19 protein-coding genes, 1 tRNA gene, 2 rRNA genes and 1 pseudogene (1 of these 23 only partly in view) are annotated in these 24,504 nt (G+C 63.2%); 16 read left to right on the forward strand and 7 right to left on the reverse strand.

What is annotated here, in order from left to right; translation table 11 throughout:
- The 12 genes from AC0NIL_RS08520 to AC0NIL_RS08575 all read left to right on the forward strand — a co-directional run.
- Positions 1-2,013 (forward strand): 23S ribosomal RNA (locus tag AC0NIL_RS08520) (it extends 809 nt beyond the left edge of the window).
- 270 nt (positions 2,014-2,283) lie between these two features.
- A 5S ribosomal RNA gene (gene rrf / locus AC0NIL_RS08525) occupies positions 2,284-2,398 on the forward strand.
- Positions 2,399-2,552: 154 nt separating this feature from the next.
- Positions 2,553-2,629: transfer RNA gene (locus tag AC0NIL_RS08530), tRNA-Met, on the forward strand.
- A 671-nt stretch (positions 2,630-3,300) separates the two neighbouring features.
- On the forward strand, positions 3,301-4,332 hold the full coding sequence (locus AC0NIL_RS08535) for a substrate-binding domain-containing protein (protein ID WP_013529471.1): 1,032 nt from the start codon (positions 3,301-3,303) through the stop codon (positions 4,330-4,332).
- Positions 4,333-4,425: 93 nt separating this feature from the next.
- Positions 4,426-5,961 (forward strand): sugar ABC transporter ATP-binding protein, encoded by a 1,536-nt coding sequence (locus AC0NIL_RS08540; RefSeq protein ID WP_473572612.1) that lies wholly within the window; start codon positions 4,426-4,428, stop codon positions 5,959-5,961.
- Between the two features lie 76 nt (positions 5,962-6,037).
- Positions 6,038-6,961 carry an ABC transporter permease gene (locus AC0NIL_RS08545; protein ID WP_224674565.1) on the forward strand — a complete coding sequence of 308 codons (924 nt, stop codon included), beginning with the start codon at positions 6,038-6,040 and terminating at the stop codon, positions 6,959-6,961.
- Between the two features lie 25 nt (positions 6,962-6,986).
- A complete protein-coding gene (locus AC0NIL_RS08550) occupies positions 6,987-7,967 on the forward strand; it encodes a sugar-binding transcriptional regulator (RefSeq protein WP_024504451.1) in 981 nt (326 codons plus the stop codon).
- Positions 7,964-8,959 (forward strand): aldo/keto reductase, encoded by a 996-nt coding sequence (locus AC0NIL_RS08555; RefSeq protein ID WP_064995519.1) that lies wholly within the window; start codon positions 7,964-7,966, stop codon positions 8,957-8,959. Before AC0NIL_RS08550 ends, AC0NIL_RS08555 begins: the two co-directional genes overlap by 4 nt.
- Positions 8,960-8,980: 21 nt before the next feature.
- Complete coding sequence (locus AC0NIL_RS08560; RefSeq protein ID WP_064995520.1) at positions 8,981-10,678, forward strand: glycerol-3-phosphate dehydrogenase/oxidase; 1,698 nt, start codon at positions 8,981-8,983, stop codon at positions 10,676-10,678.
- Complete coding sequence (locus tag AC0NIL_RS08565; protein WP_064995521.1) at positions 10,669-11,511, forward strand: class I fructose-bisphosphate aldolase; 843 nt, start codon at positions 10,669-10,671, stop codon at positions 11,509-11,511. Before AC0NIL_RS08560 ends, AC0NIL_RS08565 begins: the two co-directional genes overlap by 10 nt.
- Before the next feature lie 22 nt (positions 11,512-11,533).
- Positions 11,534-13,048, forward strand: a complete 1,515-nt coding sequence (locus AC0NIL_RS08570) for an FGGY-family carbohydrate kinase (RefSeq protein WP_064995522.1) — start codon at positions 11,534-11,536, stop codon at positions 13,046-13,048.
- Complete coding sequence (locus AC0NIL_RS08575; protein ID WP_064995523.1) at positions 13,045-14,661, forward strand: GMC family oxidoreductase; 1,617 nt, start codon at positions 13,045-13,047, stop codon at positions 14,659-14,661. Before AC0NIL_RS08570 ends, AC0NIL_RS08575 begins: the two co-directional genes overlap by 4 nt.
- Before the next feature lie 12 nt (positions 14,662-14,673).
- Here AC0NIL_RS08575 and AC0NIL_RS08580 read toward each other — a convergent pair whose 3' ends face one another.
- Complete coding sequence (locus AC0NIL_RS08580; RefSeq protein ID WP_224620221.1) at positions 14,674-15,591, reverse strand: LysR family transcriptional regulator; 918 nt, start codon at positions 15,589-15,591, stop codon at positions 14,674-14,676.
- Positions 15,592-15,726: 135 nt separating this feature from the next.
- Here AC0NIL_RS08580 and AC0NIL_RS08585 point away from each other — a divergent pair, with 135 nt between their 5' ends.
- Both AC0NIL_RS08585 and AC0NIL_RS08590 read left to right on the forward strand, forming a co-directional pair.
- Positions 15,727-16,365: a DsbA family protein gene (locus tag AC0NIL_RS08585; RefSeq protein WP_473572611.1), complete on the forward strand. Its 639-nt coding sequence runs from the start codon at positions 15,727-15,729 to the stop codon at positions 16,363-16,365.
- Between the two features lie 37 nt (positions 16,366-16,402).
- A complete protein-coding gene (locus AC0NIL_RS08590; RefSeq protein ID WP_024504443.1) occupies positions 16,403-17,014 on the forward strand; it encodes an NAD(P)-dependent oxidoreductase in 612 nt (203 codons plus the stop codon).
- Between the two features lie 25 nt (positions 17,015-17,039).
- Here AC0NIL_RS08590 and AC0NIL_RS08595 read toward each other — a convergent pair whose 3' ends face one another.
- The 5 genes and pseudogenes from AC0NIL_RS08595 to AC0NIL_RS08615 all read right to left on the reverse strand — a co-directional run bounded on the left by AC0NIL_RS08595 (position 17,040) and on the right by AC0NIL_RS08615 (position 22,411).
- Positions 17,040-17,840, reverse strand: a complete 801-nt coding sequence (locus tag AC0NIL_RS08595) for an ABC transporter ATP-binding protein (protein WP_013529483.1) — start codon at positions 17,838-17,840, stop codon at positions 17,040-17,042.
- Positions 17,837-18,738: pseudogene (locus AC0NIL_RS08600) on the reverse strand (ABC transporter ATP-binding protein). The gene AC0NIL_RS08595 and the pseudogene AC0NIL_RS08600 overlap by 4 nt, the downstream one beginning before the upstream one ends.
- Positions 18,735-19,565 (reverse strand): ABC transporter permease, encoded by an 831-nt coding sequence (locus AC0NIL_RS08605; protein WP_063169055.1) that lies wholly within the window; start codon positions 19,563-19,565, stop codon positions 18,735-18,737. Before AC0NIL_RS08605 ends, AC0NIL_RS08600 begins: the two are co-directional and overlap by 4 nt.
- Complete coding sequence (locus AC0NIL_RS08610; RefSeq protein WP_473572609.1) at positions 19,562-20,548, reverse strand: ABC transporter permease; 987 nt, start codon at positions 20,546-20,548, stop codon at positions 19,562-19,564. Before AC0NIL_RS08610 ends, AC0NIL_RS08605 begins: the two co-directional genes overlap by 4 nt.
- A gap of 252 nt (positions 20,549-20,800) precedes the next feature.
- On the reverse strand, positions 20,801-22,411 hold the full coding sequence (locus AC0NIL_RS08615) for an ABC transporter substrate-binding protein (RefSeq protein WP_473572608.1): 1,611 nt from the start codon (positions 22,409-22,411) through the stop codon (positions 20,801-20,803).
- 90 nt (positions 22,412-22,501) lie between these two features.
- On the opposite strand from AC0NIL_RS08615, the gene AC0NIL_RS08620 reads away from it, so the two are divergent.
- Positions 22,502-22,723, forward strand: a complete 222-nt coding sequence (locus AC0NIL_RS08620; RefSeq protein ID WP_473572607.1) for a hypothetical protein — start codon at positions 22,502-22,504, stop codon at positions 22,721-22,723.
- A gap of 62 nt (positions 22,724-22,785) precedes the next feature.
- Positions 22,786-23,976 carry a M24 family metallopeptidase gene (locus tag AC0NIL_RS08625; RefSeq protein ID WP_473572606.1) on the forward strand — a complete coding sequence of 397 codons (1,191 nt, stop codon included), beginning with the start codon at positions 22,786-22,788 and terminating at the stop codon, positions 23,974-23,976.
- A gap of 109 nt (positions 23,977-24,085) precedes the next feature.
- Here the strand turns inward: AC0NIL_RS08625 and AC0NIL_RS08630 are convergent, their stop codons facing one another.
- Positions 24,086-24,502, reverse strand: a complete 417-nt coding sequence (locus tag AC0NIL_RS08630) for a cupin domain-containing protein (protein ID WP_013529490.1) — start codon at positions 24,500-24,502, stop codon at positions 24,086-24,088.
- Between the last annotated feature and the right edge of the window lie 2 nt (positions 24,503-24,504).

Consider the following 24,504-nt stretch of genomic DNA (forward strand, 5'->3'; position numbering starts at 1 on the left):
AATAGTTCGGGATGACTTGTGGCTAGGGGTGAAAGGCCAATCAAACTCGGAAATAGCTGGTTCTCCGCGAAATCTATTTAGGTAGAGCGTCGACCGAATACCCCAGGGGGTAGAGCACTGGATGGGCTAGGGGTCCTCACCGGATTACCAAACCTAACCAAACTCCGAATACCTGGGAGTACTAGTCGGCAGACACACGGCGGGTGCTAACGTCCGTCGTGAAAAGGGAAACAACCCTGACCTACAGCTAAGGTCCCCAAGTTATGGCTAAGTGGGAAAGGATGTGAGGATCCCAAAACAACCAGGATGTTGGCTTAGAAGCAGCCATCATTTAAAGAAAGCGTAACAGCTCACTGGTCTAAATAAGGGTCTTTGCGCCGAAAATGTAACGGGGCTAAAGCCATACACCGAAGCTTAGGGTTTGGTCCGCAAGGGCCAAGCGGTAGCGGAGCGTTCTGTAAGCTGATGAAGCCATACCCGTGAGGGGTGGTGGAGGTATCAGAAGTGCGAATGCTGACATGAGTAACGTAAGGGGAGTGAGAGACTCCCCCGCCGAAAGACCAAGGGTTCCTGCTTAAAGCTAATCTGAGCAGGGTTAGCCGGCCCCTAAGACGAGGCGGAAACGCGTAGTCGATGGGAACCACGTTAATATTCGTGGGCTTGGAGGTAGTGACGGATCATTGAGGTAGTCCAATCTTATCGGATTGAACGGGCTGCTGCGTGGTTCCAGGAAATAGCTCCTCCTTATAAACCGTACCCGAAACCGACACTGGTGGTCTGGTAGAGTATACCAAGGCGCTTGAGAGAACTATGCTGAAGGAACTCGGCAAATTGCACGCGTAACTTCGGAAGAAGCGTGACCCTTTTCTACGCAAGTAGAGGAGGGTGGCACAGACCAGGGGGTAGCGACTGTTTATCAAAAACACAGGGCTCTGCGAAGTCGCAAGACGACGTATAGGGTCTGACGCCTGCCCGGTGCTGGAAGGTTAAGAGGAGGGGTGCAAGCTCTGAATCGAAGCCCCAGTAAACGGCGGCCGTAACTATAACGGTCCTAAGGTAGCGAAATTCCTTGTCGGGTAAGTTCCGACCTGCACGAATGGCGTAACGACTTCCCCGCTGTCTCCAGCATAGACTCAGTGAAATTGAATTCCCCGTGAAGATGCGGGGTTCCTGCGGTTAGACGGAAAGACCCCGTGCACCTTTACTATAGCTTTACATTGGCATTCGTAGTGGCATGTGTAGGATAGGTGGTAGGCTTTGAAGCCTGGGCGCCAGCTCAGGTGGAGCCACCCTTGAAATACCACCCTTATTACTATGGATGTCTAACCGCGGCCCGTTATCCGGGTCCGGGACAATGTATGGTGGGTAGTTTGACTGGGGCGGTCGCCTCCTAAAGAGTAACGGAGGCGCGCGATGGTGGGCTCAGAACGGTCGGAAATCGTTCGCTGAGTGCAATGGCATAAGCCTGCCTGACTGCGAGACTGACAAGTCGAGCAGAGACGAAAGTCGGTCATAGTGATCCGGTGGTCCCGCGTGGAAGGGCCATCGCTCAACGGATAAAAGGTACGCCGGGGATAACAGGCTGATGACCCCCAAGAGTCCATATCGACGGGGTTGTTTGGCACCTCGATGTCGACTCATCGCATCCTGGGGCTGGAGCAGGTCCCAAGGGTATGGCTGTTCGCCATTTAAAGCGGTACGTGAGTTGGGTTCAGAACGTCGTGAGACAGTTCGGTCCCTATCTGCCGTGGGTGTAGGAATATTGAAAGGATCTGTCCCTAGTACGAGAGGACCGGGATGGACGGATCTCTGGTGGACCTGTTGTGGCGCCAGCCGCATAGCAGGGTAGCTATATCCGGACGGGATAACCGCTGAAGGCATCTAAGCGGGAAACCCACCTTAAAACGAGTATTCCCTGAGAACCGTGGAAGACGACCACGTTGATAGGCCGGGTGTGGAAGAGCGGCAACGCTTGAAGCTTACCGGTACTAATAGTTCGATCGGCTTGATCGTTCTCATTCCTTATGCCCATCTGACAAAGTCAGATGGTCTGTTCTCACTCACGCTTGTTCCGCCCTGCGGGCGGCGCTACGTGGGTGCGGCGCATCAGCGCCGACGGTCGGTCGACCTTGCGAAGCTTCGCTTCGAAAGGCGCCAGACCAAGAACCGTAAAGGCACACAAAGACCAGCGAACAGCCCCGAGAGGCACCCGACAGCTCCGCTGCCGATGTCTCTTTGTGCGCCTTCGCTCAAAAGCTTCTCGAACAACGTGCGTTTTGCCGACCTGGTGGTTATGGCGGAGCGGCTGCACCCGATCCCATTCCGAACTCGGCCGTGAAACGCTCCAGCGCTGATGGTACTTCGTCTCAAGACGCGGGAGAGTAGGTCGCTGCCAGGTCTGCCAAACGCACGTTGATCTCACATCCAAATCGGATGGAGAGAAATCTTCTCTTTATGAAATGGCCCGCCAAGGGATCACGGGCCGCGTAAGCGGCCCTTTCATTTGGTCAGCCATATACCTATCTGTAGGCCTCGGCTTACACAAAAATTGACGCGGGGTGGAGCAGCCCGGTAGCTCGTCAGGCTCATAACCTGAAGGTCACAGGTTCAAATCCTGTCCCCGCAACCAAATTCAAAAAAGCCCGCCATCGTGCGGGCTCTTTTGTTTTGTGCCGTGCCGTGCTGCCGGCCTGTCATCAGGCGCCCGCAACCAGCCAAGCCAAGCCGCCAGACAGAAAACGCAAATCCTCTCCCCAAAACCAAACTTCAAAAACAGCCCGCCAGCCACAAATGCCCGCGCGCCGTTTTGATATGCGGCTGGGGTGGCCATCGATCTGCCCAGGCTCAGGCCCCCGAAAGCGAAGCCGAAGCTGCAGCCGACTTTCTGGCCAAGCGGACATATGGAGAGCGTCACGCTGCGCCCGGAACAGATCTATCAAAGACAGGATCGGGGGCTTCAGGCGATAAAGACGCGGCCGGCGGGAGGGTACCATGCGAGCCCCCCGTGCGGATACTCCGCCACCCTCTCCGGTTTCGCGGCCAAAGGCCGGTAAGGCCTTGCCCAGCCCGTACGGCATCTTGGCGGCCGCGCCCAGCCTCGTCGACCGGAGCGTAGGAATCCCCTTGAAGTAGAGTATGAAATATATTTCACTATGTGAATTATATTGACAATGCGCGCCCGGGCTGTAATGTCCCGATCGTCGGCTTTCGGAGGAAGGTCGGCATCATCAAATCCATACGGCAGCGCTCACTGAGTGCCTGCAACGGTCATTGAGGATGGCTTCGGCCAAGGGAGGAAACTTGCGCAAATTTCTGAGCACGCTCGCAATCGCGGCGGCTGCATCGACCTGCTTCGGGTCGATGCAGGTACGCGCCGAAACCCCTAACCCGTTCAAATGCGAGCCGGGTGAAAAATACGTCATGAACGTGATGGTCTCGGGCGTCGAATACTGGTTCCCGGTCTATGAAATGTTCAAGCAGGCCGGCCAGCAGTTCGGCTGCGAGACCGCCTATACGGGTACGCCGGAATACGACGTCAACAAGCAGATCGCGACCTTCGACCAGGCGCTGGCGCAGAAGCCTGCCGGCATACTGGTACACCCGATGAACTCCGATCCGTTCATCGAGCCGATCAACCGCGCCATCGAGCAGGGCACCGCGGTGGTGACCTTCGCCGCCGACTCGCCGAATTCCAAGCGCGTCTCCTACATCACCTCCGACAACAATGCCGAAGGCACCTATGCCGCCGACGCCGTTGCCAAGGCGATGGATGGCAAGGGGGAATATGCGGTGCTGGAGAATCCCGGCCAGGACAACCACGACAAGCGCGTCAACGCCTTCGTTGCCCGCATGGAAGCCAAATGGCCTGACATGAAGCTCGTCGGCCGCGCCGCTTCGAACCAGGATCCGACCAAGGCCTATCAGGCGGTTCTGAGCTTGGCGCAGGCGCATCCGGACCTCGGCGCCGTCTTCATGCCGGAGGCCAACTCGGCCATCGGTGCTGCCCAGGCCGCCAAGGAAGGCGGCGGCAAGATCCGCGTCATGCTCGCCGACGTCAACGCCAAGATCCTCGACATGATCAAGGCCGGCGAGATCTTCGGCTCGGTCAATCCCAACCAGGGCATGCAGGGCTATATGGGCTTCATGCTGTTGTGGATGGCCAAGCATCCCGGCCTGATCGATCCGATGAACGACGCCAAGCGTTCGGGTTTCAACCCGATGAGCGTGCCCTTCGTCGACAATGGCTTCTCCATCGTCTCCAAGGACAATGCGGACGACTTCTACTGGGACAAGTACCTCAAGCGTCGCGGCACCAAGGGCATCGAGGAATAGTCTCGATCGCCGCCCCGGCCTCCACAAGGCCGGACCAACCGGGAAGGAGGCTTCGGCCTCCTTCCTCCCCCGCAAGCATCGCAGGAGCATGGCGTGACCCAGTCGCCCATTCTTGAAATCCGCGGCCTGTCCAAGGCGTTCGGCCCGGTCAAGGCACTGAACGACGTGCGGTTCGAGCTGCGGCGCGGCGAAATCCATGCGCTGTGCGGCGAGAACGGCGCCGGCAAGTCGACGCTGATGAACATGATCGCCGGTGTATTGCAGCCCGACGAGGGCGACATCCTGATCGATGGCGAGCGAGTTTCGATCCACTCGCCCGCGGCCGCCCAACGTCTCGGCATCGCGCTCGTCCACCAGGAGATCGCGCTCTGCCAGGACGCCACCGTTGCCGAAAACATCTACATGGCCGCGATCAACAGCCGGCGCGCGCCGCTGATGAATTTCCAGAAGCTCTACGCTGACGCCCAGAAGGTCGTGGACCTGCTCGCGCCCATTCCGGTGCGCACCAGGGTCGCCGACCTCTCCATTTCCAACCAACAGCTTGTCGAGATCGCCAAGGCGCTGACGCTCGACTGCAAGGTGCTGATGCTCGACGAGCCGACCGCCGCACTCACCGAAAGCGAAGCGCAACGCCTGTTCTCGATCGTGCGCGGGCTTAGGGAACGTGGCATTTCGGTGGTCTATATCAGCCACCGCATGGCCGAGATCTTCTCGCTCTGCGACCGCGTCACCGTCTTCCGCGACGGCCGCTACGTGGCGACCGATGCGATAGCCGCCGTTTCACCCGACGATGTCGTGCGCAAGATGGTGGGCCGCGAAATCACCCAGCTCTATCCCGACAAGCTGGCGCCGCAAGAGCCTGGGCGCCTTCTCCTGTCGGTCGAGGGGCTTTCCGATGGGCGCCGCTTCGCCGACGTCGATCTGCAGCTTCGCGCTGGCGAAATTCTGGGCATAGGCGGCCTGATCGGCGCCGGCCGTAGCGAGATCGCACAGACGGTCTGCGGCCTCAGGCCAATGACCTCTGGAACCGTCGCGCTCGACGGAAAGCAGCTGCGGCTGCGCAGTTATGGCGATGCGGTCAAGGCGGGGCTGGTCTATCTCTCTGAGGATCGCAAAGGCTCCGGCGTGTTCCTCGATCTGCCGATCGCGGCGAACATATCGGCGCTCGACCTCGGCCGGCTCACCGGGCGCCTCGGCCTGCTCGACCGCAAGGCCGAGGATCGTCAGGCGCGGGAGCTGACCGGCAGGCTCGGCGTGCGCATGGCCGGCATCGAGGCCACTGTGTCGACGCTGAGCGGTGGCAACCAGCAGAAGGTTGCCATCGCCAAGCAGCTGTCCGTCAGTCCCAAGGTCATCATCATGGACGAGCCGACGCGCGGGATCGATGTCGGCGCCAAGGTCGAGATTCACCGGCTGCTGCGCCAGCTAGCCGGCAGCGGTGTCGGCGTCATCATCATCTCGTCCGAACTGCCGGAGCTGATTGGCTTGTGCGACCGCGTTCTTGTGGTGCGCGAAGGCAGGATCGCCGGCGAACTCGCCGCCAGCGAGCTCGGCGAGGAAGCCATCATCATGCTCGCCTCGGGCGTCCAGGACAGTTCAATTCAAAGGCAGGCCCAGAATGTCGCCTAGGGAATCAGGAGAAGCGCTCGTGCACGCCGAGATCAAGTCCGCCGGGCGGCGCATCAACTTCGCTCACCTCGCCTCGATGCGCGAGGCCGGGCTGATCGTCATCATCCTGGCGCTGTGCATCGCCATGAGCTTCGCCTCGCCGCACTTCCTGACATGGGGCAATTTCCGCGCCATGCTGATGAGCTTCTCCATCGAAGGCATCGTCGTCGTCGGCATGACCGTCCTGCTCATCGTCGGCGGCATCGACCTTTCCGTCGGCTCCGTCGTGTGTTTCTCGATGGTGGTCTCGGGTGCGCTGTTCCTCGCCGGGCTCGATCCCTGGACGGCAAGCCTGATCGGCATCGGCGTCAGCGCGCTGATCGGCGCGGCCATGGGCTTCTTCGTGACCGTGATAGGGCTCAATCATTTCATCACGTCGCTGGCCGCCATGGTCATCGTGCGCGGCATGTGCCTGGTGGTCACCAAGGGCACGCCGCTGTCGCTGTTCACCTTGCCGCCGGCCTTCAAGGCCATCGGCCAGGGCAGTTTCAACAACATCCCCTATGTCATCCTGATCTTCATCGTCGTGGTGGCGATCTTCGACTTCCTGCTGCGTCGCGCCACGGCCTTCCGCAAGGTTTTCTACACCGGCTCCAACGAGAAGGCCGCGCAGTTCTCCGGCATCAGGACCAATCAGGTGAAGTTCTGGGTCACGGTGCTGTGCTCGACCCTCGCCGGAGTGGCCGGCGTCATCTACATGGCGCGCTTCGGCGCGGCGACGCCGACCTTCGGCGCCGGCATGGAGCTCAACATCATCGCCGCGGCCGTCATCGGCGGCGCCTCGCTGAATGGCGGCTCGGGCACCATCTTCGGGGCGATCCTCGGCATGGCTCTGCTGTCGGTGGTGACGAGCTCGCTTATCCTGCTCGATGTCTCGGTCTATTGGCAGGACATGATCAAGGGATGCATCCTGCTGGCAGCGGTGTCGATCGATCACTTCCTGCACCGCAAGAAGTCCTGAACCTCAAAGGCGGCGAAACAAGACCATGGCCCCTCCCAACACCCGCGACGACATCGCCGCTGTTCGTCAGATGCACCAGGCGCTTGTCCTGCATTATGTCGAAGGCAAGACCCAGGCCGAGATCGCCGGGGAACTCGGCATCTCGCACGCGACCGTCAACCGGCTGATCAAGCGCGGTCACCAGCTCGGTCTCGTCGAGATCAAGATCAAGTCGCCGATCGACCATCTGGTCGACCTGGAAGCGCGGCTGGTGGCGCTGGGCGGCATCGAGCGGGCGATGGTGGTGCCGTCGGTCTCCGAAAATCCGCACACCGCCCTGCAGCGGGTCGGCGAGGCTGCGGCTGGGCTGCTGCTCGACACCATCAAGGACGGCGACACCATCTCGATCACCGGCGGCAAGGGCGTCAGCGCGCTGGTCGCCGGTCTCAAGCCGGGGCGCCGCTACGACGTCGAAATCATTCCCGCCACCGGGCTGGTCCAGGGCAAGCACTACACCGATGTCAACCATGTCGCCTCGCTGATGGCCGACAAGCTCGGCGGCCGCGCCTATCAGATCCATGCGCCGTTGTTTGCCGATACCGCGCAGCAGCGCGAGATGCTGATGGGCATCAGCTCCGTCGCAGACGTGTTTCGCAAGGCGCGCGAGGCCGATGTCGCGGTGGTGGGTGTCGGATCCATCCTGACCGACGATTCCAGTTACTACGACCTGCATCCGTCCTCGAATGCCGATCGCCAGGCGATCGAGAAGTCCGGGGCAACAGGCGAGCTGCTCGCCCATCTCATCGATCGCCGGGGCAAGCTTTGCAATTACTCGCTCAACCGTTCGCTGGTCTCGCTGACGCTTGACGAGTTCGCGACCATCCCGCGCTCGATCGGCATTGCAAGTGGCGCCAGCAAGGTCGCGCCGATCCTCGCCGCAATGCGCGGAAATCATCTCGACACCATCGTCACGGACGAGGCCACGGGGCTCCAGATCCTCGAGCTGGCCGAACAGGAGGCAGCATGAATTCTCGACAGATCCAGCGGCAGATCGGCAAGTCCGGCATATCGGCGTCGGCCGTGGGCCTGGGCACCTGGGCGATTGGCGGATGGATGTGGGGCGGCACCGACGAAAAGGAGTCGGTGCGGGCGATCGAAGCCTCGATCGATGCCGGCCTCAGCCTGATCGACACAGCGCCGGCCTACGGTCTTGGCCGCAGCGAGGCGATCGTCGGCACCGCCATCAAGGGCAAGCGCGACAAGGTGGTGATCGCGACCAAATGCGGGCTGAACTGGCATTCGGGCAAGGGCGGGCATTTCTTCGACCAGGACGACAAGCCAGTGCATCGCTATCTCGGCGCCGACGGCATCGCCTATGAGGTCGAGCAGAGCCTGCGGCGTCTCGGCACCGATCATATCGACCTCTACATCACCCATTGGCAGGACCCGACGACGCCGATCGCCGAGACGATGGCGGCATTGGAAAAGCTCAAGGCAGCCGGCAAGATCCGCGCCATCGGCGCCAGCAATATCAGCGCCGAGGATCTTGGCCATTATATCGATGCCGGCCAGCTCGATGCGATCCAGGAGCGCTATTCGATGATCGACCGCGACATCGAGAGCAGCCTGCTGCCGATCACTCGCCGCCATGACATCGCCACGCTCAGCTATTCGTCGCTGGCGCTGGGGCTGCTCACCGGCACGGTCGACCCCGGCCGCACATTCGGCGGCGACGACCAGCGCAAGGACAACCCGCGCTTTTCCACGGCCAACCGACAGAAGGTGGCAAAGCTGAAGGAGGCCATCGCCCCTATCGCCGAGAGCCACCAGGCGTCGACCGCGCAGATCGTCATCGCCTGGACGCTCGCCCAGCCGGGCATCACCTTCGCCCTGTGCGGCGCGCGCAATCCCGAACAGGCGCTCGACAATGCGCGGGCCGGGGAGATCACGCTTGCGGCAGGCGAGCTTGCGGCAATCGACGCCGCGGCAGCCGCGCATCTCACCGCGATGGATGCCTGAGAAAAAAAGGCAACAGCCCCGATGAACCGTAGCCATACGTTAGCCGGTCTGCGCGACCGGCCTGATATCGCCGTGCTCGTCATCGGTGGCGGCATCAACGGCATCAGCGTCTTTCGCGAACTGGCGCTGCAAGGCGTCGATGTCGTGCTGGCGGAAAAGGGCGACTATTGCAGCGGCGCCAGTGCCGCCCTTTCACGCATGGTGCATGGCGGCCTGCGCTACCTCGAAAACGGCGAATTCAAACTGGTGCGCGAATCGCTGCTCGAACGTGACCGGCTGCTGAGGAATGCCCCGCACTATGTGGCCCCGTTGCCGACGACGGTGCCGATCTTCGACATTTTCTCCGGCCTTGCCAACGGTGCGGTGCGTTTCCTGGGTCTGACGCGGCGGCCGAGCCGGCGTGGTGCGCTGGTCATCAAGACCGGCCTTGCCATGTACGACCTGTTCACCGCCGCACGGCGTTTGATGCCGACGCACAGGTTCAGGGGCCGCGCCGAAACCTTGAGAAAATGGCCGGCGATCAATCCGGCGATCCGCAATTCGGCGACCTATTACGACGCCTGGGTGAGCCGGCCCGAACGCCTCGGCCTGGAGATGCTGCTGGACGCCACGGCGAGCGCGGCGAACGCCCGCGCCTTGAACTACGCTCAGGTATCGTCGACAGGTGATAGCCTCGCCATTACCGACACGCTGACGGGCGAACAACTGCCGGTACGGGCGCAATTGGTCATCAACGCTACTGGCGGCTGGATCGACCTGACCAACAAGGCCATCGGGGCGGCGGCGCAGACGATGATGGGCGGCACCAAGGGCTCGCATCTCATCGTCGACAATGCAGAACTGTTCGACGCGCTCGGCGGCCATATGGTCTATTACGAGAACGAGGACGGGCGCATCTGCATCCTGTTTCCCTATCTCGGCAAGGTGCTGATCGGCTCGACCGACATCCGGGTCGACGATCCGGACAAGGTGCGTTGCGAGGAGGACGAGCAGCGCTACATCCTGCAGTCGCTCGCCTTTGTATTCCCCTCGATCAAAGTAGCTGAAAACCAGATCGTGTTCCGCTTCGCCGGCGTGCGACCCTTGCCCGCCAGCGAGGACAGTTTTACCAGCCGCATACCGCGCGATCATTTTTGCGAGTTCGTAGAAGCGAGCGGGCATCTGCCGGCGACACTGTGCATGATCGGCGGCAAGTGGACCACCTTCCGTTCGTTTGGAGCGCTGGCCGCCGACATGGCACTGAAGCGGCTCGGCCTCGCGCGCAGCCAGGGAACGCAGGACATGGCCATCGGTGGCGGCCGTGATTTTCCGGCCGATCCGGACGCCTGGTGCGCATCATTCGCCGCCGAGCATGGCCTGACGGTCGAGCGCGCGCAAACGCTTCTGCAGCGCTATGGCACGTTGGCCAGGGATTTCGTTTCGCACCCGGCGGGCGAACAGATGCTGCCACTGTCGGACTATTCGGCAAGCGAGATAGGCCGCATCATCGAGCGCGAGCAGGTCGAGTGCCTTGCCGACCTGTTCTTGCGCCGCACCACCATCGCCATTTCAGGCGGTCTCAGCTTCGACCTCGTCAACGCCGTTCTCGACATGCTGGCGGCGCACAAGGACTGGAGCGCCAGCGAGGCTGCCACCGAGCGCTCGACCTTCCTCGCCTTGCTGGCCGACCGGCACGGCATCGACCTCCAGACACATCAAAGGAGCGCCCTATGCGCGTAAACAAGAAAGTCCGTATGAACCGGCTGTTCGGCGGCGGCCGCTGCCTCGACGTCGCCATCGATCATGGCGTCTGCAACGAGCCGAGTTTCCTTGCCGGGCTGGAAGACATGGCCAGCGTGGTCAACCAGCTGGTCAAGGCCGGCCCCGACGCCATCCAGATGAACTACGGCCAGGTTGACCTGCTGCAGGCCGTGCCTGGCGAGGACAAGCCGGCGCTGGTGATGCGCATCGACATGGGCAATCCCTATAACAGGATACGCCACCGGGCGATGTGGGCGGTGCTGCAGAACGAGGCCGAGCCCTTGCTTGGCGCCATCGAGATGGATGCGGCTTGCGTCGTGGTCAATCTGTTCATGCTACCCGACGAGCCGGACCTGTTCCGCCAATGCGTGCAGAACATCGCCCGCGTGCGCGCCGATTGCGAGAAATACGGCCTGCCGCTGATGATCGAGCCGCTGGCCATGCTGCCGGTCACCGAGCATGGCGGCTACATGGTAGACGGCGACGCCGATAAGATCGTCACCTTGACCCGGCTTGCCCGCGAGATGGGTGCCGATATCGTCAAGGCCGACCCGACCACCGATCCCAACGACTTCCACCGCGTTGTCGAGGCGGCGCGCTGCCCGGTGCTGGTGCGCGGCGGCGGCAAGGAGGATCTGCGTGCCGTGTTCGACAAGTCGGCCGCCTTGATGGCACAGGGTGCGCTTGGCATGGTCTATGGCCGCAACATCTACCAGCATGCCAACCCGAGCGCTGTCGTGCGCGGGCTGATGGCAATCATTCACGACGATGCCGATGGCGGCGCAGCCTGGGATCTGTACAACCAGGCATAGGCTGCAGTCTCGGGAGGCGCCAATGGCAAGCTATATCCTCGGTCTCGATGCCGGCAACACCGTCATCAAGGCCATTCTCTTCGACCTGTCGGGCCGCGAACTGGCATTCGCCGCCCGTGACGGCCGCTCGTCCATGCCAAAGCCCGGACATGTCGAACGCGACCTCGACGAACTCTGGCGCAATGCGGTCTCGGTCATTGGTCAATGCATCGCTGAAGCCGGTATCGACGCCGGCGAGATCGTCGCCATCGGCTGCGCCGGCCATGGCAACGGGCTCTACGCGCTCGATCGTGCGGGCGCGCCATTGATCGGCATCCAGTCGCTCGACACACGCGCCGTCGATATCGTTGCCGAGTGGGCAGAGCAGAATGTCGGCGACCGCACCTACGCACACTGCCTGCAGCGGCCGTGGGCGGCGCAGACGCCGACCCTGCTTGCCTGGCTCAAGCGCTTTTCGCCGGCTTTGTTTGCCAGCATCGGAACTGTGTTCCTGTGCAAGGATTTCGTCGTCAACCGCCTGACAGATGCGCGCAGCAGCGATACTTCAGATATGTCGGGCTGCGGCCTGCTGCAGATGCAGGACCGCCGCTACGAACCGGACCTGCTTGCCGCCTATGGGCTCGGCGATTGCATGGACCTGCTGCCGCCAGTGCTGGAATCGGCCGACATTGCCGGCCATGTCAGCGCGGAGGTGGCGGCCCTGACGGGACTGCGCGCCGGCACGCCGGTCGTTGCCGGGCTGTTCGATGTCGTCGCCAGCGCGGTCGGTTCGGGCGTGACCAGAACCGGTGCCGCCTCGGTCATCGCCGGAACCTGGAGCATCAACCAGGTCATCACCGACAAGCCGATCCGCGACCCTTCGATCTTCATGCTGTCGACTTTCGATCGCCAGCGCTATCTGGCGATCGAATCCAGTGCCACCTCGGCCGCCAATCTCGAATGGATCGTTCGCGAATTCCTCGAACATGGCGGCGAAGCCGGCAAGTCGCCATTCGAATTGTGCAGCGAACTGGTGGCGTCCGTCGATCCCAACAGCGACATCCCGATCTATCATCCCTTCCTTTATGGCTCGCAGCAGAATGGCCATGCGCGCGCCGGCTTCTACGGCATCGCCGGCTGGCACAGCCGAGCCCATCTGCTGCGTGCGCTGTTCGAGGGTGTCGCCTTCGAGCACAAGCGCCATGTCGAGACCTTGCACAAAGCGGGCGCCGATTTCGACCAGGTGGTGCTGTCCGGCGGCGGCTCGCGCAGCAGCGTCTGGCCGCAGATTTTCGCCGATGTGCTCGGCGTGCCCGTCACCGTGGCGCGCAGCCGCGAAACCGGCGCGCTGGGAGCGGCGATCGCGGCGGGCACCGGCGTCGGCATTTTCGCGGACTACAGTGCCGGTGCAGCCGCCATGACAGCGGCCGCCCGACATTTTGTACCCAACGAGACGGTTGCTCACGCATACGCACGGCGGTATCGACTCTATGGCGAGATCAACCAGGCGATGACCCCGATGTGGGAGCGCATCGCCGGACAGCAGGCGCGCACGTGACCGAAGCTTCACCGTCTCCGTTCGGCAGTTACGACTACGTCATCGTCGGTGCCGGCTCCGCCGGCTGCGTGCTCGCCAACCGGCTCTCGGCCGATCCGCGCAACAAGGTGCTGCTGCTCGAGGCCGGCGGCAGCGACCGCTATCACTGGGTCGATATCCCGATCGGCTACCTCTTCTGCATGGGCAACCCGCGTACCGACTGGATGATGAAGACCGAGCCGGAAGCCAGTCTCAACGGACGCAGCCTCAACTATCCGCGCGGCAAGGTGCTTGGCGGCTGTTCATCGATCAACGGCATGATCTACATGCGCGGCCAGGCTGCCGACTATGATGGCTGGCGCCAGGCCGGCAATGCCGGCTGGGGCTGGGACGACGTGTTGCCCTATTTCCTCAAATCGGAAGATTATCACGGCGGCAAAGGCGCCATGCACGGCAGCGGCGGCGAGTGGCGGGTCGAACGGCAGCGGCTTTCATGGCCGATCCTCGACGCCTTCCGGGACGCGGCCGAGGAACTCGGCATTCCGCGCACCGAAGACTTCAACACCGGCACCAATGAAGGCTCGGGCTATTTCGAGGTCAACCAGAGGAAGGGCGTGCGCTGGAACACATCGAAGGCCTTCCTGCGTGGCATAGCGGGGCGCAAGAACCTGCGCGTAGTGCTCGGCGCGGAGACCGAACGTCTCGAATTCGACGGCCGGCGCGTCACCGGACTGGTTTTCCGCCAAGGCGGCCGCCTGCATCAGGTCCGCGCTGGACAGACGATCCTTGCGGCCGGCGCCATCAACTCGCCCAAGCTGCTCGAACTGTCGGGGGTGGGTCGCCCCGACCTGCTCTCGGGCATCGGCGTGGATGTTCGTCATGCTTTGCCGGGCGTCGGAGAAAACCTGCAGGACCATCTGCAGATCCGCACCGTCTTCAAGGTCGCCAACACTGCCACGCTCAACCAGCGTTACCACAATCTGGTCAGCCGTGCGTCGATGGGGCTGGAATACGCGCTCAAGCGCAGCGGGCCGCTGTCGATGGCGCCAAGCCAGCTCGGCATCTTCGCCAGGAGCGATCCGCGCCTCGCAACGCCCGATCTGGAATATCATGTGCAACCGCTGAGCACCGACCGTCTGGGCGAGCCGCTGCATCGCTTTCCCGCGGTCACCGTCTCGGTCTGCAATCTGCGTCCGGAAAGCCGGGGCAGCGTGCACATGGGTTCGTCCGACGCGCGGGAGACGGCGAAGATCCGGCCGAACTATCTTTCCACCGAGGGAGACCGCAGCGTGGCCGTCGCGTCGTTGCGCCATGTCCGCAGTTTGATGAAGGCTCGGGCGGTGGCGCGCTTTGCGCCGGAAGAGATGCTGCCCGGCACGCAGTATGACGGCGATGAAGAGCTCATCCGCAAGGCCGGCGATATCGGCACGACGATCTTCCACCCCGTCGGCACCTGCAAGATGGGTTCGGATACGATGGCGGTGGTCGACGACGGCCTGCGTGTTCACGGGCTTGCCGGGCTGCGCGTGGTCGATGCCTCGATCATGCCGACAATCGTCTCGGGCAACACCAACTCGCCGGTCGTCATGATCGCGGAGAAGGCAGCCGAGATGATCCTGCAAGAGGCCCGCTGACCGCTATCGGCTTCAAGCCGTGGCGACGCCGCGCGATCGCCGCTTCTCGGCCGCCGCGAGCAGATCGACGAAGGTGCGAACCTTGGCGGGCCGGAACCGGGCCGGCGGAAAGACTGCGTGGATGCCGCCTGACGGCAGGCTCCAGTCGGCAAATACCGGCACCAGCCGCCCCTCGGCGATATCGTCGCTGACGCTGTAGTCCGGAAAGACGCCCAGCCCGATGCCGACGAGCACGCAAGCAAGGGCGGCGGGGCTCTTGTCGCACATGAGGACCGGATTGAGCTCGGTCAGCACCGTTTCGCCATCCCTGGAAAACAGCCATTGGCCGATGCCGCGCAACTGGGTGTTGCCGACCCAGGCCAGCGATCTTGCCTGGTGCGGCGTCAGGTCGGGCGGCAGGCTCGCCGCGAAGCCAGGGCTCGCCACCACGATTTGCCGGATCGTCCCCAGCCGCCGCGCCTGGTTCGAGGAATCGGTGAGCCAGCCGACGCGGATGCCGAGATCGATCTGCTCGTCCACCAGATTGCTGACGGCGTCGTCGAAGATCGCCTCGACGCGCATCTGCGGATAGGTTCTGAGATAGGCCGCCATGACCGGAGCCACCATCTTGGTGCCGTAGTCGAGCGGCGCCGTCAGCCTCAGCGTTCCGCTCGGTTCGACGGTCCCGCGCGAGATTTCGCCATAGGCGGCCTCCGCTTCCCGCAGGATGATCATCGCGCGGTCATAGAAGAGGCGACCCTCTTCGGTCGGCGTGACACGCCGGGTCGTGCGCTGCAGCAGCGTTGCGCCCAGTTCCTCTTCGAGCTTGCCGATCTGATGGCTGACCACGGCCTTGGCGACGCCAAGCCGGTTGGCTGCGGCCGTGAACGAGCCGGTTTCCATCACCGTGGTGAAGTAGGCGAGCCGATTGAGGTTCAGAAGTTCGGCCAAGCTGGCTGCCATTTGTATGATCAGATCATACAGTTTGTATTATTGGGTGCCATTTATCGCAAGACCCCCACCTGCCACATATCAGCCAACGGCATTCGATCAAGCCGGCAGCCGGGATCATGGGTAGCAGCGATTATGAACAATTCAGAAGTGACCTATCTTTTCGATCCGCCCTGCGGCTGGTGCTATGGTGCCACCCGGATGCTCGGCCGGTTGTCGGCCACCGGTGTGCGCGTCGAGCTGCTGCCGACCGGCCTGTTTTCCGGCGCCGGCGCGCGTCCGATGGATGAAGGTTTTGCGGCGCACGCCTGGGCGAACGACCAGCGCATCGAGCGCCTGACCGGACAATCGTTCACGCCGGCCTACCGGCACAATGTCCTCAATGTCCGTGGCACCCTGCTCGACTCACATGCCGCCACACTCGGCATCACTGCCGCTGGCCTGGAGGACCCTAGCCGCCGGTTTGCGGCGCTGAAGACGATCCAGCATGCGCGCTATGTAGAAGGACGCGATGTCGTGACGATCGGCGGTGTGGCCGAGGTGCTCGCCGCCGACGGCATGGCGGACGCCGCCGAAACGCTTAAGGCGCCGACCGAAACATTGCTGGCGGCTCACCGCGACCAGGTTGGCCGTGGCCGTGCGCTGTTCCAGCGCCTGCATGCCGATGGCGTGCCTTCGCTCGCGGTCATCCGCAACGATGCGCCCCGGCTCATCGGTTCGAACGCGCTGTTCGGCAGCTTCGACAATCTCGTCGCCCACATCGCGGCGGCGTGACCCCATCCTCCAGACCCCCAAGCATAAGGAAACAGACATGGCAAAAGTCGCTCTCATTGGTGCATCGGGCGCTGTCGGTTCGCGCCTTCTCAGGGAACTCTCCGATGGCGGCCATACCGTCACGGGCATCGCGCGCAACCCGGAAAAGATTGTCGCGCTTCCGGGCGTTACGGCCAGGAAGGGCGATGTCTTCGACACAGAAGGTCTCGCGGACCTGATCCGCGGCCATGACGCTGTGATCAGCTCTGTGCATTTCCTGGATAGCGATACCGATGCACTGATCGAGGCGGTGCGCGCCTCCGGCGTGAAGCGCTATCTCGTCGTCGGCGGCGCCGGCAGTCTCGAAGTCGCGCCCGGCAAGCGGCTGGTCGATAGCCCCAACTTCCCGGCGATCTACAAGGCAGAAGCGCAGAAGGGCGCCGACTTCCTGGACAGATTGAAGACGGTCGACGACCTCGATTGGACGTTCCTGTCGCCATCCGCCATGTTCGTGCCTGGCGAGCGCACCGGCAAATTCCGCCTCGGCAAGGACACGCTTCTCGCCTCCGACGAGGGCAGCAGCATTTCCTTCGAGGACTACGCGATCGTCATGGTCGACGAGATCGAGAAGCCGGCCCATATCAGGCAGCGCTTCACCGTCGGCTATTGAGCGAACGGATGGTGGCGGCCGGGTCTCAATCGAGGCCGGCCGACGCCAGCCGCATCAGGGTCCGGTTCAATCTCGGTGCTGCCGCCACCAGCGCCTTTCCAATGGCCGATTGCGGTGCGTCGATGACGGTTCGGGCATCGCCGTTCTCGGCAACCCGGCCGGCGTCGAGAAGGATAACGCGGTGGGCGATCGACCGGATGACGCCGAGATCATGTGAAATGAAGAGATAGGCGATCTTTTCCTGGCGCTGCAGGTCGAGCAAAAGCTCGAGGATCTCCCCGCGCACGGAAACGTCGAGCGCCGACACCGCTTCATCGAGCACGATCAGCGACGGCTTCGTGGCGATGGCGCGGGCAATGGCGACGCGCTGCCGCTGGCCGCCTGAGATTTCATGGATGGCACGCGGGGCGAGGTCCGCCGTCAGCCCGACGCGCTCCAGCAAGGCGGCGATGCGGCGCGGGCGCTCGCTGCGGGAAGCGATGCCATGGATGCGCAAGGGATCGTCGAGCACACGCGCCACTGTGGCGCGCGGGTTGAAGGCGGCAAGCGGGTCCTGGAACACCATTTGCAGGCGCGCGCGGCGGGCACGCAGTGCTGCGCTGCGCAGGGCCAGGAAATCGTCGCCTTCGAACTCGATGCGTCCGTCGTCCGGCTCGATCAATCGCAGCACCACCCGCGCGATCGTCGATTTGCCGCTGCCGGAGGGTCCGGCCAACGCCAGCGTTTCACCCGGCTCGATGTGAAAGGAGACATCGTCGACTGCAGCGATGGTGTTGTCGCCGCGACGGTAGCGCTTGGTGAGGTTGGACACCGCCAGCAGGCTCATGCGTGGAGCCCGGCTCGGTTCAGCAGCGGCTTGGTGTCGAGGCCGATATCGGCATCGAGCAATGCGCGCGTATAGGGCTGGGCCGGGGCGCCGACAATCTGCGCCGTCATGCCAAGCTCGACCAACTGCCCATGGCGGAAAACGGCGATGCGCCCGGCAAGCTCGGCCGCCAGCGCGATGTCATGGCTGATGAACAGCAGCGTCATGCCGTCCTCGGTCACCAGGCGTCGGATCAAGGCGACGATCTCGGCCTGCACGATGGTATCGAGCGCGCTGGTCGCTTCGTCGGCGATCAGCAATTTCGGACCGGCCGCAATGGCGGCGGCGATCGCCACACGCTGCTTCTGGCCGCCGGAAAGCTGGTGCGGGAAGGCGCGCAGGGCCGAGTGAGGATCGGGCAGGCGGACGCGTTCGAGCAGGGTTTTGGCCCTGGCATAGGACTGGGACCAGGTGAGGCCGAGATGGATGCGGGCGACTTCGGCGATTTGTTTGCCGATTGGCATTACGGGGTCGAGGCTGGCGGATGGGTCCTGGAAGACGAAACCGATATCGCGGCCGCCGCGGGGAGGGTGACTTGATCTGGTGAAGAGCTTTTGCGGTCTGTGCTCTACGAGGCCCCCTCTGTCCTGCCGGACATGTCCGGCAGGACAGAGGGAGGTGCCTTGGCGCCCAACGCCGACGGTAGGAACCAATCGATCTTTCCTTCAGTCTTGGTGCTTGCCGGCAGCAGCCCTGCAATCGCCAGCGCCAGCGTGCTCTTGCCCGAACCGCTTTCGCCGATGATGGCCAAGCGCTCGCCAGCCTGTATGTCGAGGCTGACATCCTTCAGCGCCGTCGCCTCGTTGCCGTCACGGCGGTAGGTCACCGTCAGGTCGCGGATCGAAGCCAGCGCGGTCACGACAGGCCTCTCCTGACCGCCGTCGTCTCGACGATGCCTTCGCCGGCGAGATAGACGCCGAGCACGGTCAGCACCAGTGCTATGCCCGGCACGATCGACAGGAAGGGCGCGGTGCGCAGGACAGCACGGCCTTCGGCAATCATGCCGCCCCAGGTGACCCGGTTGGGATCTCCCAGGCCGAGGAACGACAAGGCCGCCTCGGTGAGGATCGCGGCGGCGACGATCACCGACGACATCGCCAGCACCGGCGGCAAGGCATTGGGCAGCACCTCGCGAAAGGCGATCGCCAGCGGGTGCATGCCGATGACCCTGGCGCCGGCGACATAATCGCGTTCGCGAATGGACAGGACTTCCGCGCGGGCGACACGGGCTGGTCCGGTCCAGGTGCCGAGCGCGATGGCGATCACGACGATGCCGAGCGACGGTCCGACGACGCTGACGAAGGCCAGTGCCAGCAGGAAGCTCGGCACGGTCTGGAAGGCGTCGGTGATGCGCATCAGCACCTCGTCGACGAGGCCGCCGGCAAAGCCGGCCAATGTGCCGACCACTGCCCCGACGACAAGTGCGGCGGCCGCGGCGGCGATCCCGACAGCCAGCGATGTGCGGGCGCCATGAAAAAGCTCGGCCAGCACGTCGCGGCCAAGCCGATCGGTGCCAAGCGGCAGCGACCAGTCCTGGAACGGCGGCAGCAGCGCCGGCCCGGCAATCGCTTGCGGATCGCCGGGGAACAGCAGCGACGCCGACAGCGCCATGGCGATCAGCGCCGCCAGGAGGATGGCGCCGGCGACCGCCTCGGGCGTGCGCAGAAAGCGGCGGAGGGCACTCATGCGCCGGCCTCGCTGGCGCCGACGCGCGGGTCGAGGAAGGCATAGGCGATGTCGACGGCAAGGTTGATGACAATGACCAGGACGGCGCTGGTGAGAATAATGCCGAGCAGAAGCGGCGTATCGCGGGAGGCGACTGCCTCCTGCGCCAGCCGGCCGAGGCCGGGCACGGAAAAGACGCTCTCGATGACGACACTGCCGCCGAGCATCTGCGCCGACTGCAGGCCGAGCATGGTGACCAGCGGCAGCAGTGCATTGCGGGCGACGTGGGCGAGCACGATGCGGCGGCGTGATAATCCCTTGGCGCGCGCGGCCAAGACGAAATCCTGCCGCCAGACCTCGGCCATGCCGGCGCGCATCATGCGCAGATAGAGCGCCAGGTAGATGAAGCCGAGGGCCGAAACAGGCAGGATAAGATGGACGGCGATGTCGGCTGCGCGGTCAAGGCCGGTCTTGTCGGAAGCCAAGGTCTCGATGCCGCCGATCGGCAGCCAGCGCAGGTCGACGGCAAAGACGACGATCAGCACCAGTCCGAGCCAGAAACCCGGCACGGCATAGAGCGCCAGCGAGCCGATCGACAGGAAGCGGTCGCGCAAACTCCCGGGCCGCGCACCGGCATAGATGCCGAGTGCCGAGCCGAGCCCGAAGGAGAGCGCGGTGGCGCTGACCATCAACAGCAGCGTGTTGGGCAGGCGTTCGAGGATCACATCGCGGATCGGTCGGGAGAAGGTCACCGACTGGCCGAGGTCGAGATGCAACAGCGCCCAGAGGTAGTTAGCCAGCCGCGTCAGCTCCGACTGGTCGAGGCCCCAGCGATGGCGCAACAGCTCGATCATGCCGGCGTCGCCGCCGGTCGAGACGATATAGGCATCGACCGCATCGCCAGGGGCGGCCTCAAGCAAAAGGAACGTGCCGATGACGACGATCAGCAGCACGAAGATGCTGCCGACGAGGCGATGGCGGATGAGAGTGAGCGCGCGAGTCATTGGGGCGTCGCAGCGATACGCTGGTCAGGATTGCGCCTAGGCACCCCCCTCTGTCCTGCCGGACATCTCCCCCTCAAGGGGGGAGATCGGCTGTCTCTTTTGGCTTCGCCAATCTCCAACGTTGAAGAATTCGCGGGACAGACAAGCGGCCAATCTCCCCCCTTGAGGGGGAGATGTCCGGTAGGACAGAGGGGGACCTCGTAGAACTCAACGCCTACGATGATTTCGCGAATTCTCATCCGCGCAATTCTGTCACGATTCCAGATACGTGTCCGCCCAGTTCGACACCGCCCAGCGCGGGTTGTTGGCGATGTTGCCGACGGTGTCGCGCGCGACGCTGATGAAACTCCATTCGGCGACGTTGATCAGCGGCAGGTCGGCAGCCACCGCCTTCTGGAATTCCTTGTAGAGGTCGGTGCGGGCTGATGCGTCGAGCGTCTCCGATGCCTTGGCGATGAGCGCATCGAGCGCATCGTTCTTGTAGCCGCCCTGGTTGGAGAACGGCACGCCGTCGGGAATGCCGCTCTGCACCAGGATGGTGGTCGAGATCGCCGGATCGCCGCGGAACACCGGCGGACCGACCGCGAGATCGAAGGCGTGGTCGGTGTAGACCGCCTTGATGTGCGCGGCCGAGTCGTTGTTGACCAGCTCAGCGTCGATGCCGATGGCGGCGAGCGCCTGGCGCAGATAGTCGCCGAACTGTTTTGTCTCGTTGAAATAGGGCGCAGGCAGCAGTTTCAGCGTGAAGCGCTTGCCGTCCGGGCCTTTCTTGTAGCCGGCTTCATCGAGCAGCGCGTTGGCCTTGGCGACGTCGAAGGCATAGGTCGGCACATCGGCGGTGTAGAATTGTGGATCGTTCTTCGGCACCGGGCCGGTGGCTGTCGCGGCATAGCCGAGGAACACCGTCTTGACGACGAAATCCTTGTCGATGGCATGCGCGATCGCCTGGCGCACTTTGACGTCGGCCAGTTCCTTGCGGCGATGGTTGATCTCGACGACGAGTTGATAGGTCAGCCCTTCGTAACCCTTGGTGATCACTTTCAGGCCCGGCACTTTCGAGATGCGGTCGAGGTCGGCCAGCGGCACGGCGGAAAAGGCCGCCAGCTGGATCTCTCCGGCCTCCAGCGCGCTGGCCGCGGACGTGCGATCCGGCAGCACCTGATAGATGATCTCGTCGAGATAGGGCTCGTCCTTGCCCCAGTAGTCGGTGTTTTTGGTCAGCCGGTAATACTGGCCGGCCTTGTACTCGCCGAATTTGAACGGTCCGGTGCCGATGGGCGCGTTGTTGGCCGGGTTGTCCTCGATCTTGCCAACCTCGTAGATGTGCTTCGGCACCACGCTGCTCAGCGCCGGCAGCGCGTTGCGGATCAGCTGGAACGGCGTCGGCTTGGCGAATTTGAACACAGCGGTGAGATCGTCGGGGGTCTCGACGCTGGCCAGGTCCTTGAACACGGTGCGGCCGAGGTTCTGCAGCGGCTTCCAGATTTGCAGCGCCGAGAAGGCGACGTCGGCGGAGGTGAACGGCTTGCCGTCATGCCATTTGACGCCGTCGCGCAGTTTGAACGTCACCGAGAGCCCGTCGGCGGCACCCTCCCAGCTCAGCGCCAGCCTTGGCGCGAGTCCGTCCTTGCCGTCGTAGGAGGCTTCGGCCAGCGTTTCGACGATCTTGCTGGAGATGAAGAAGACGCCGTTGGAGGCGACGATCGCCGGGTTGAGGTTGCGCGGTTCGGAATCGGCTGCAAGCACCAGTCGTCCGCCCTTCTTCGGCGTCTGCACCCAGCCCGGTGTCGGGATGGCGGTGGAGGCCAGCAGCATTGCCGAGCCGGAAAGCATCGTGCGTCTGGAAATCGTGAAACCTGACATGATCGAACTCCGTCCTCTCCGCGACCCGGTTGGGCGCGCCAATACCCCTCGAACGCCGGCAAGCCCGCCAGCATCCTTGCGGCGGCGATTATGAGCCTTGCCGAGGGTTTCGCCAGAGACGGAATTGGCGCATCCTCGCTTGGCTTTGAAATTTTCGTCCGCTGGACCAGTTTGGAGCATGCGCTTCTATCACGTCAATCTGGTAGGACCAAATTGATGGGATATACGGCGGACAAAGGTATGATGACATCGAACGGTGCTGTTTTCCCTATTTCTGGCTGGACCAGAACGGGCAAAATGGTGCAGATTTGAGTCATGGCCAGGGGATCGCGAGCGGAACGGCCGGCGATTCCAGGCAATTCAGGGAGAGAGAGATGAACATTGCTCCGGGCAAGAATGCCGTCGGCAATATCCCGTTCGACCAGGCAAGGGTCGACCGGCTGATGGAGGAGGCCGGCATCGATGTGCTGCTCGCCACCTCCAAGCACAACACGCAATATCTGCTGGGCGGTTACAAGTTCATCTTCTTCGCCGCCATGGATGCGATCGGCCACAGCCGATACCTGCCGATCGTCGTGTACGAAAAGGGCGGGCCGGACCATGCCGCCTATATCGGCAACCGCATGGAGGGCGGCGAGCACCAGAACAATCCGTTCTGGACGCCGACGCTGCACGCCGCCTGCTGGGGCACGCTCGACGCCGCCAACCTTGCGGTCGAGCACCTGCAGAAGATCGGCAAGGCCGGCGCGCGCATCGGCATCGAGCCTGGCTTCCTGCCATCGGACGCCTATACGCTGATCCGCAAGGCGTTGCCGGATGCCAGGCTGATCGATGCGACCGACATGCTGGAGCGCATGCGCGCCATCAAGACCGATGCGGAGCTGGAGAAGCTGCGCACGGCCTCCGAACTGATCACCGATTCCATGCTGGCGACCATTGCCTGGGCGCGTGAAGGCACGACTAAAAGCGAGATCATCGAGCAGCTGCGGCGCGAGGAAACCAACCGCGGCATCCATTTCGAATATTGCCTGCTGACGCTGGGTGCCAGCCACAACCGCGCCGCTTCACCGCAGGCGTGGAAAAAAGGCGAGGTGCTGTCAATCGACTCCGGCGGCAATTATCACGGCTATATAGGCGACCTCTGCCGGATGGGCATTCTCGGCGAACCGGATGCCGAGCTCGAAGATCTTCTGGCCGAGGTCGAGACGGTGCAGCAGGCGGCCTTCTCAAAAGTCAAAGCGGGCACGCTGGGCGGCGACATGATTTCGCATGCCGAGGGCGTGCTGAAGGCTTCGAAGGTCGCGCCCTACACGGATTTCTTCGCCCATGGCATGGGCCTGATCACGCACGAGGCGCCGTTCCTGATGACCAACCATCCGGTGACCTATGAAGGCACCTATGCGGCCAAACCGCTGGAGAAGAACATGGTGCTGTCGGTGGAGACGACCATGCTCCACCCGACACGGGGCTTCATCAAGCTGGAAGACACGCTGGCGGTGACGGACGCTGGTTATGTGATGTTCGGTGATCGGGGCCGGGGGTGGAACAGAGGTGGGACGGCCTAGCTGGTATTGAGGCTGCTGCCCCTCACCCGGATTGCCATCCGGGAAAAGCAATTCGGGGCAATCCGACCTCTCCCCGAGGGCAGAGGTCGGAGCCGGAACCGAGGAAAGATCACTGCCCCGGCGGAATCAGCCTGAAATCCGGTAGCTCACGCAAAACCAGTTCAGGTCCTGCCGGCGAATAGACGACGAACAGCTGCATCGGCCCGTCGCCGGTGTTGAGCGTCGAATGAAAGCGGCTTTCCGGCACGTAGATGGTGCAGCCGGGGCCGACTTTCTCGACCATCGGATTGCCCTTCTCGTCCTCGACCATCTGTTCGCCATGGCCTGAGATGACGAAGATGATTTCTTCCGCGCCCGGATGGTTGTGGCGCGTATGGCCCTTGCCGGAAGGCAGGTCGACGACGCCGCCGGAAAAGCGGGTTGCGCCATTCACTTCGGGCGCCACCGTCAGCGCCAATTTTCCCCAGTCGAAGCCGAAGGCGCTGACGTCCTTCGGGTACACGAACACTTTGCTCTTGTCGGTCATCT

The sequence above is a fragment of the Mesorhizobium sp. WSM1343 genome (assembly GCF_055901535.1).

Bases quoted from the DNA above. Each gene is read 5' to 3' on its own strand.
- AC0NIL_RS08570 (WP_064995522.1), top strand. From the start codon at position 11,534: ATGGCAAGCTATATCCTCGGTCTCGATGCCGGCAACACCGTCATCAAG.
- AC0NIL_RS08590 (WP_024504443.1), top strand. From the start codon at position 16,403: ATGGCAAAAGTCGCTCTCATTGGTGCATCGGGCGCTGTCGGTTCGCGC.
- AC0NIL_RS08595 (WP_013529483.1), bottom strand. From the start codon at position 17,840: ATGAGCCTGCTGGCGGTGTCCAACCTCACCAAGCGCTACCGTCGCGGC.
- AC0NIL_RS08605 (WP_063169055.1), bottom strand. From the start codon at position 19,565: ATGAGTGCCCTCCGCCGCTTTCTGCGCACGCCCGAGGCGGTCGCCGGC.
- AC0NIL_RS08620 (WP_473572607.1), top strand. From the start codon at position 22,502: ATGAGCCTTGCCGAGGGTTTCGCCAGAGACGGAATTGGCGCATCCTCG.
- AC0NIL_RS08610 (WP_473572609.1), bottom strand. From the start codon at position 20,548: ATGACTCGCGCGCTCACTCTCATCCGCCATCGCCTCGTCGGCAGCATC.
- AC0NIL_RS08555 (WP_064995519.1), top strand. From the start codon at position 7,964: ATGAATTCTCGACAGATCCAGCGGCAGATCGGCAAGTCCGGCATATCG.
- AC0NIL_RS08625 (WP_473572606.1), top strand. From the start codon at position 22,786: ATGAACATTGCTCCGGGCAAGAATGCCGTCGGCAATATCCCGTTCGAC.
- AC0NIL_RS08585 (WP_473572611.1), top strand. From the start codon at position 15,727: ATGAACAATTCAGAAGTGACCTATCTTTTCGATCCGCCCTGCGGCTGG.
- AC0NIL_RS08565 (WP_064995521.1), top strand. From the start codon at position 10,669: ATGCGCGTAAACAAGAAAGTCCGTATGAACCGGCTGTTCGGCGGCGGC.
- AC0NIL_RS08545 (WP_224674565.1), top strand. From the start codon at position 6,038: ATGCGCGAGGCCGGGCTGATCGTCATCATCCTGGCGCTGTGCATCGCC.
- AC0NIL_RS08630 (WP_013529490.1), bottom strand. From the start codon at position 24,502: ATGACCGACAAGAGCAAAGTGTTCGTGTACCCGAAGGACGTCAGCGCC.
- AC0NIL_RS08560 (WP_064995520.1), top strand. From the start codon at position 8,981: ATGAACCGTAGCCATACGTTAGCCGGTCTGCGCGACCGGCCTGATATC.
- AC0NIL_RS08550 (WP_024504451.1), top strand. From the start codon at position 6,987: ATGGCCCCTCCCAACACCCGCGACGACATCGCCGCTGTTCGTCAGATG.
- AC0NIL_RS08615 (WP_473572608.1), bottom strand. From the start codon at position 22,411: ATGTCAGGTTTCACGATTTCCAGACGCACGATGCTTTCCGGCTCGGCA.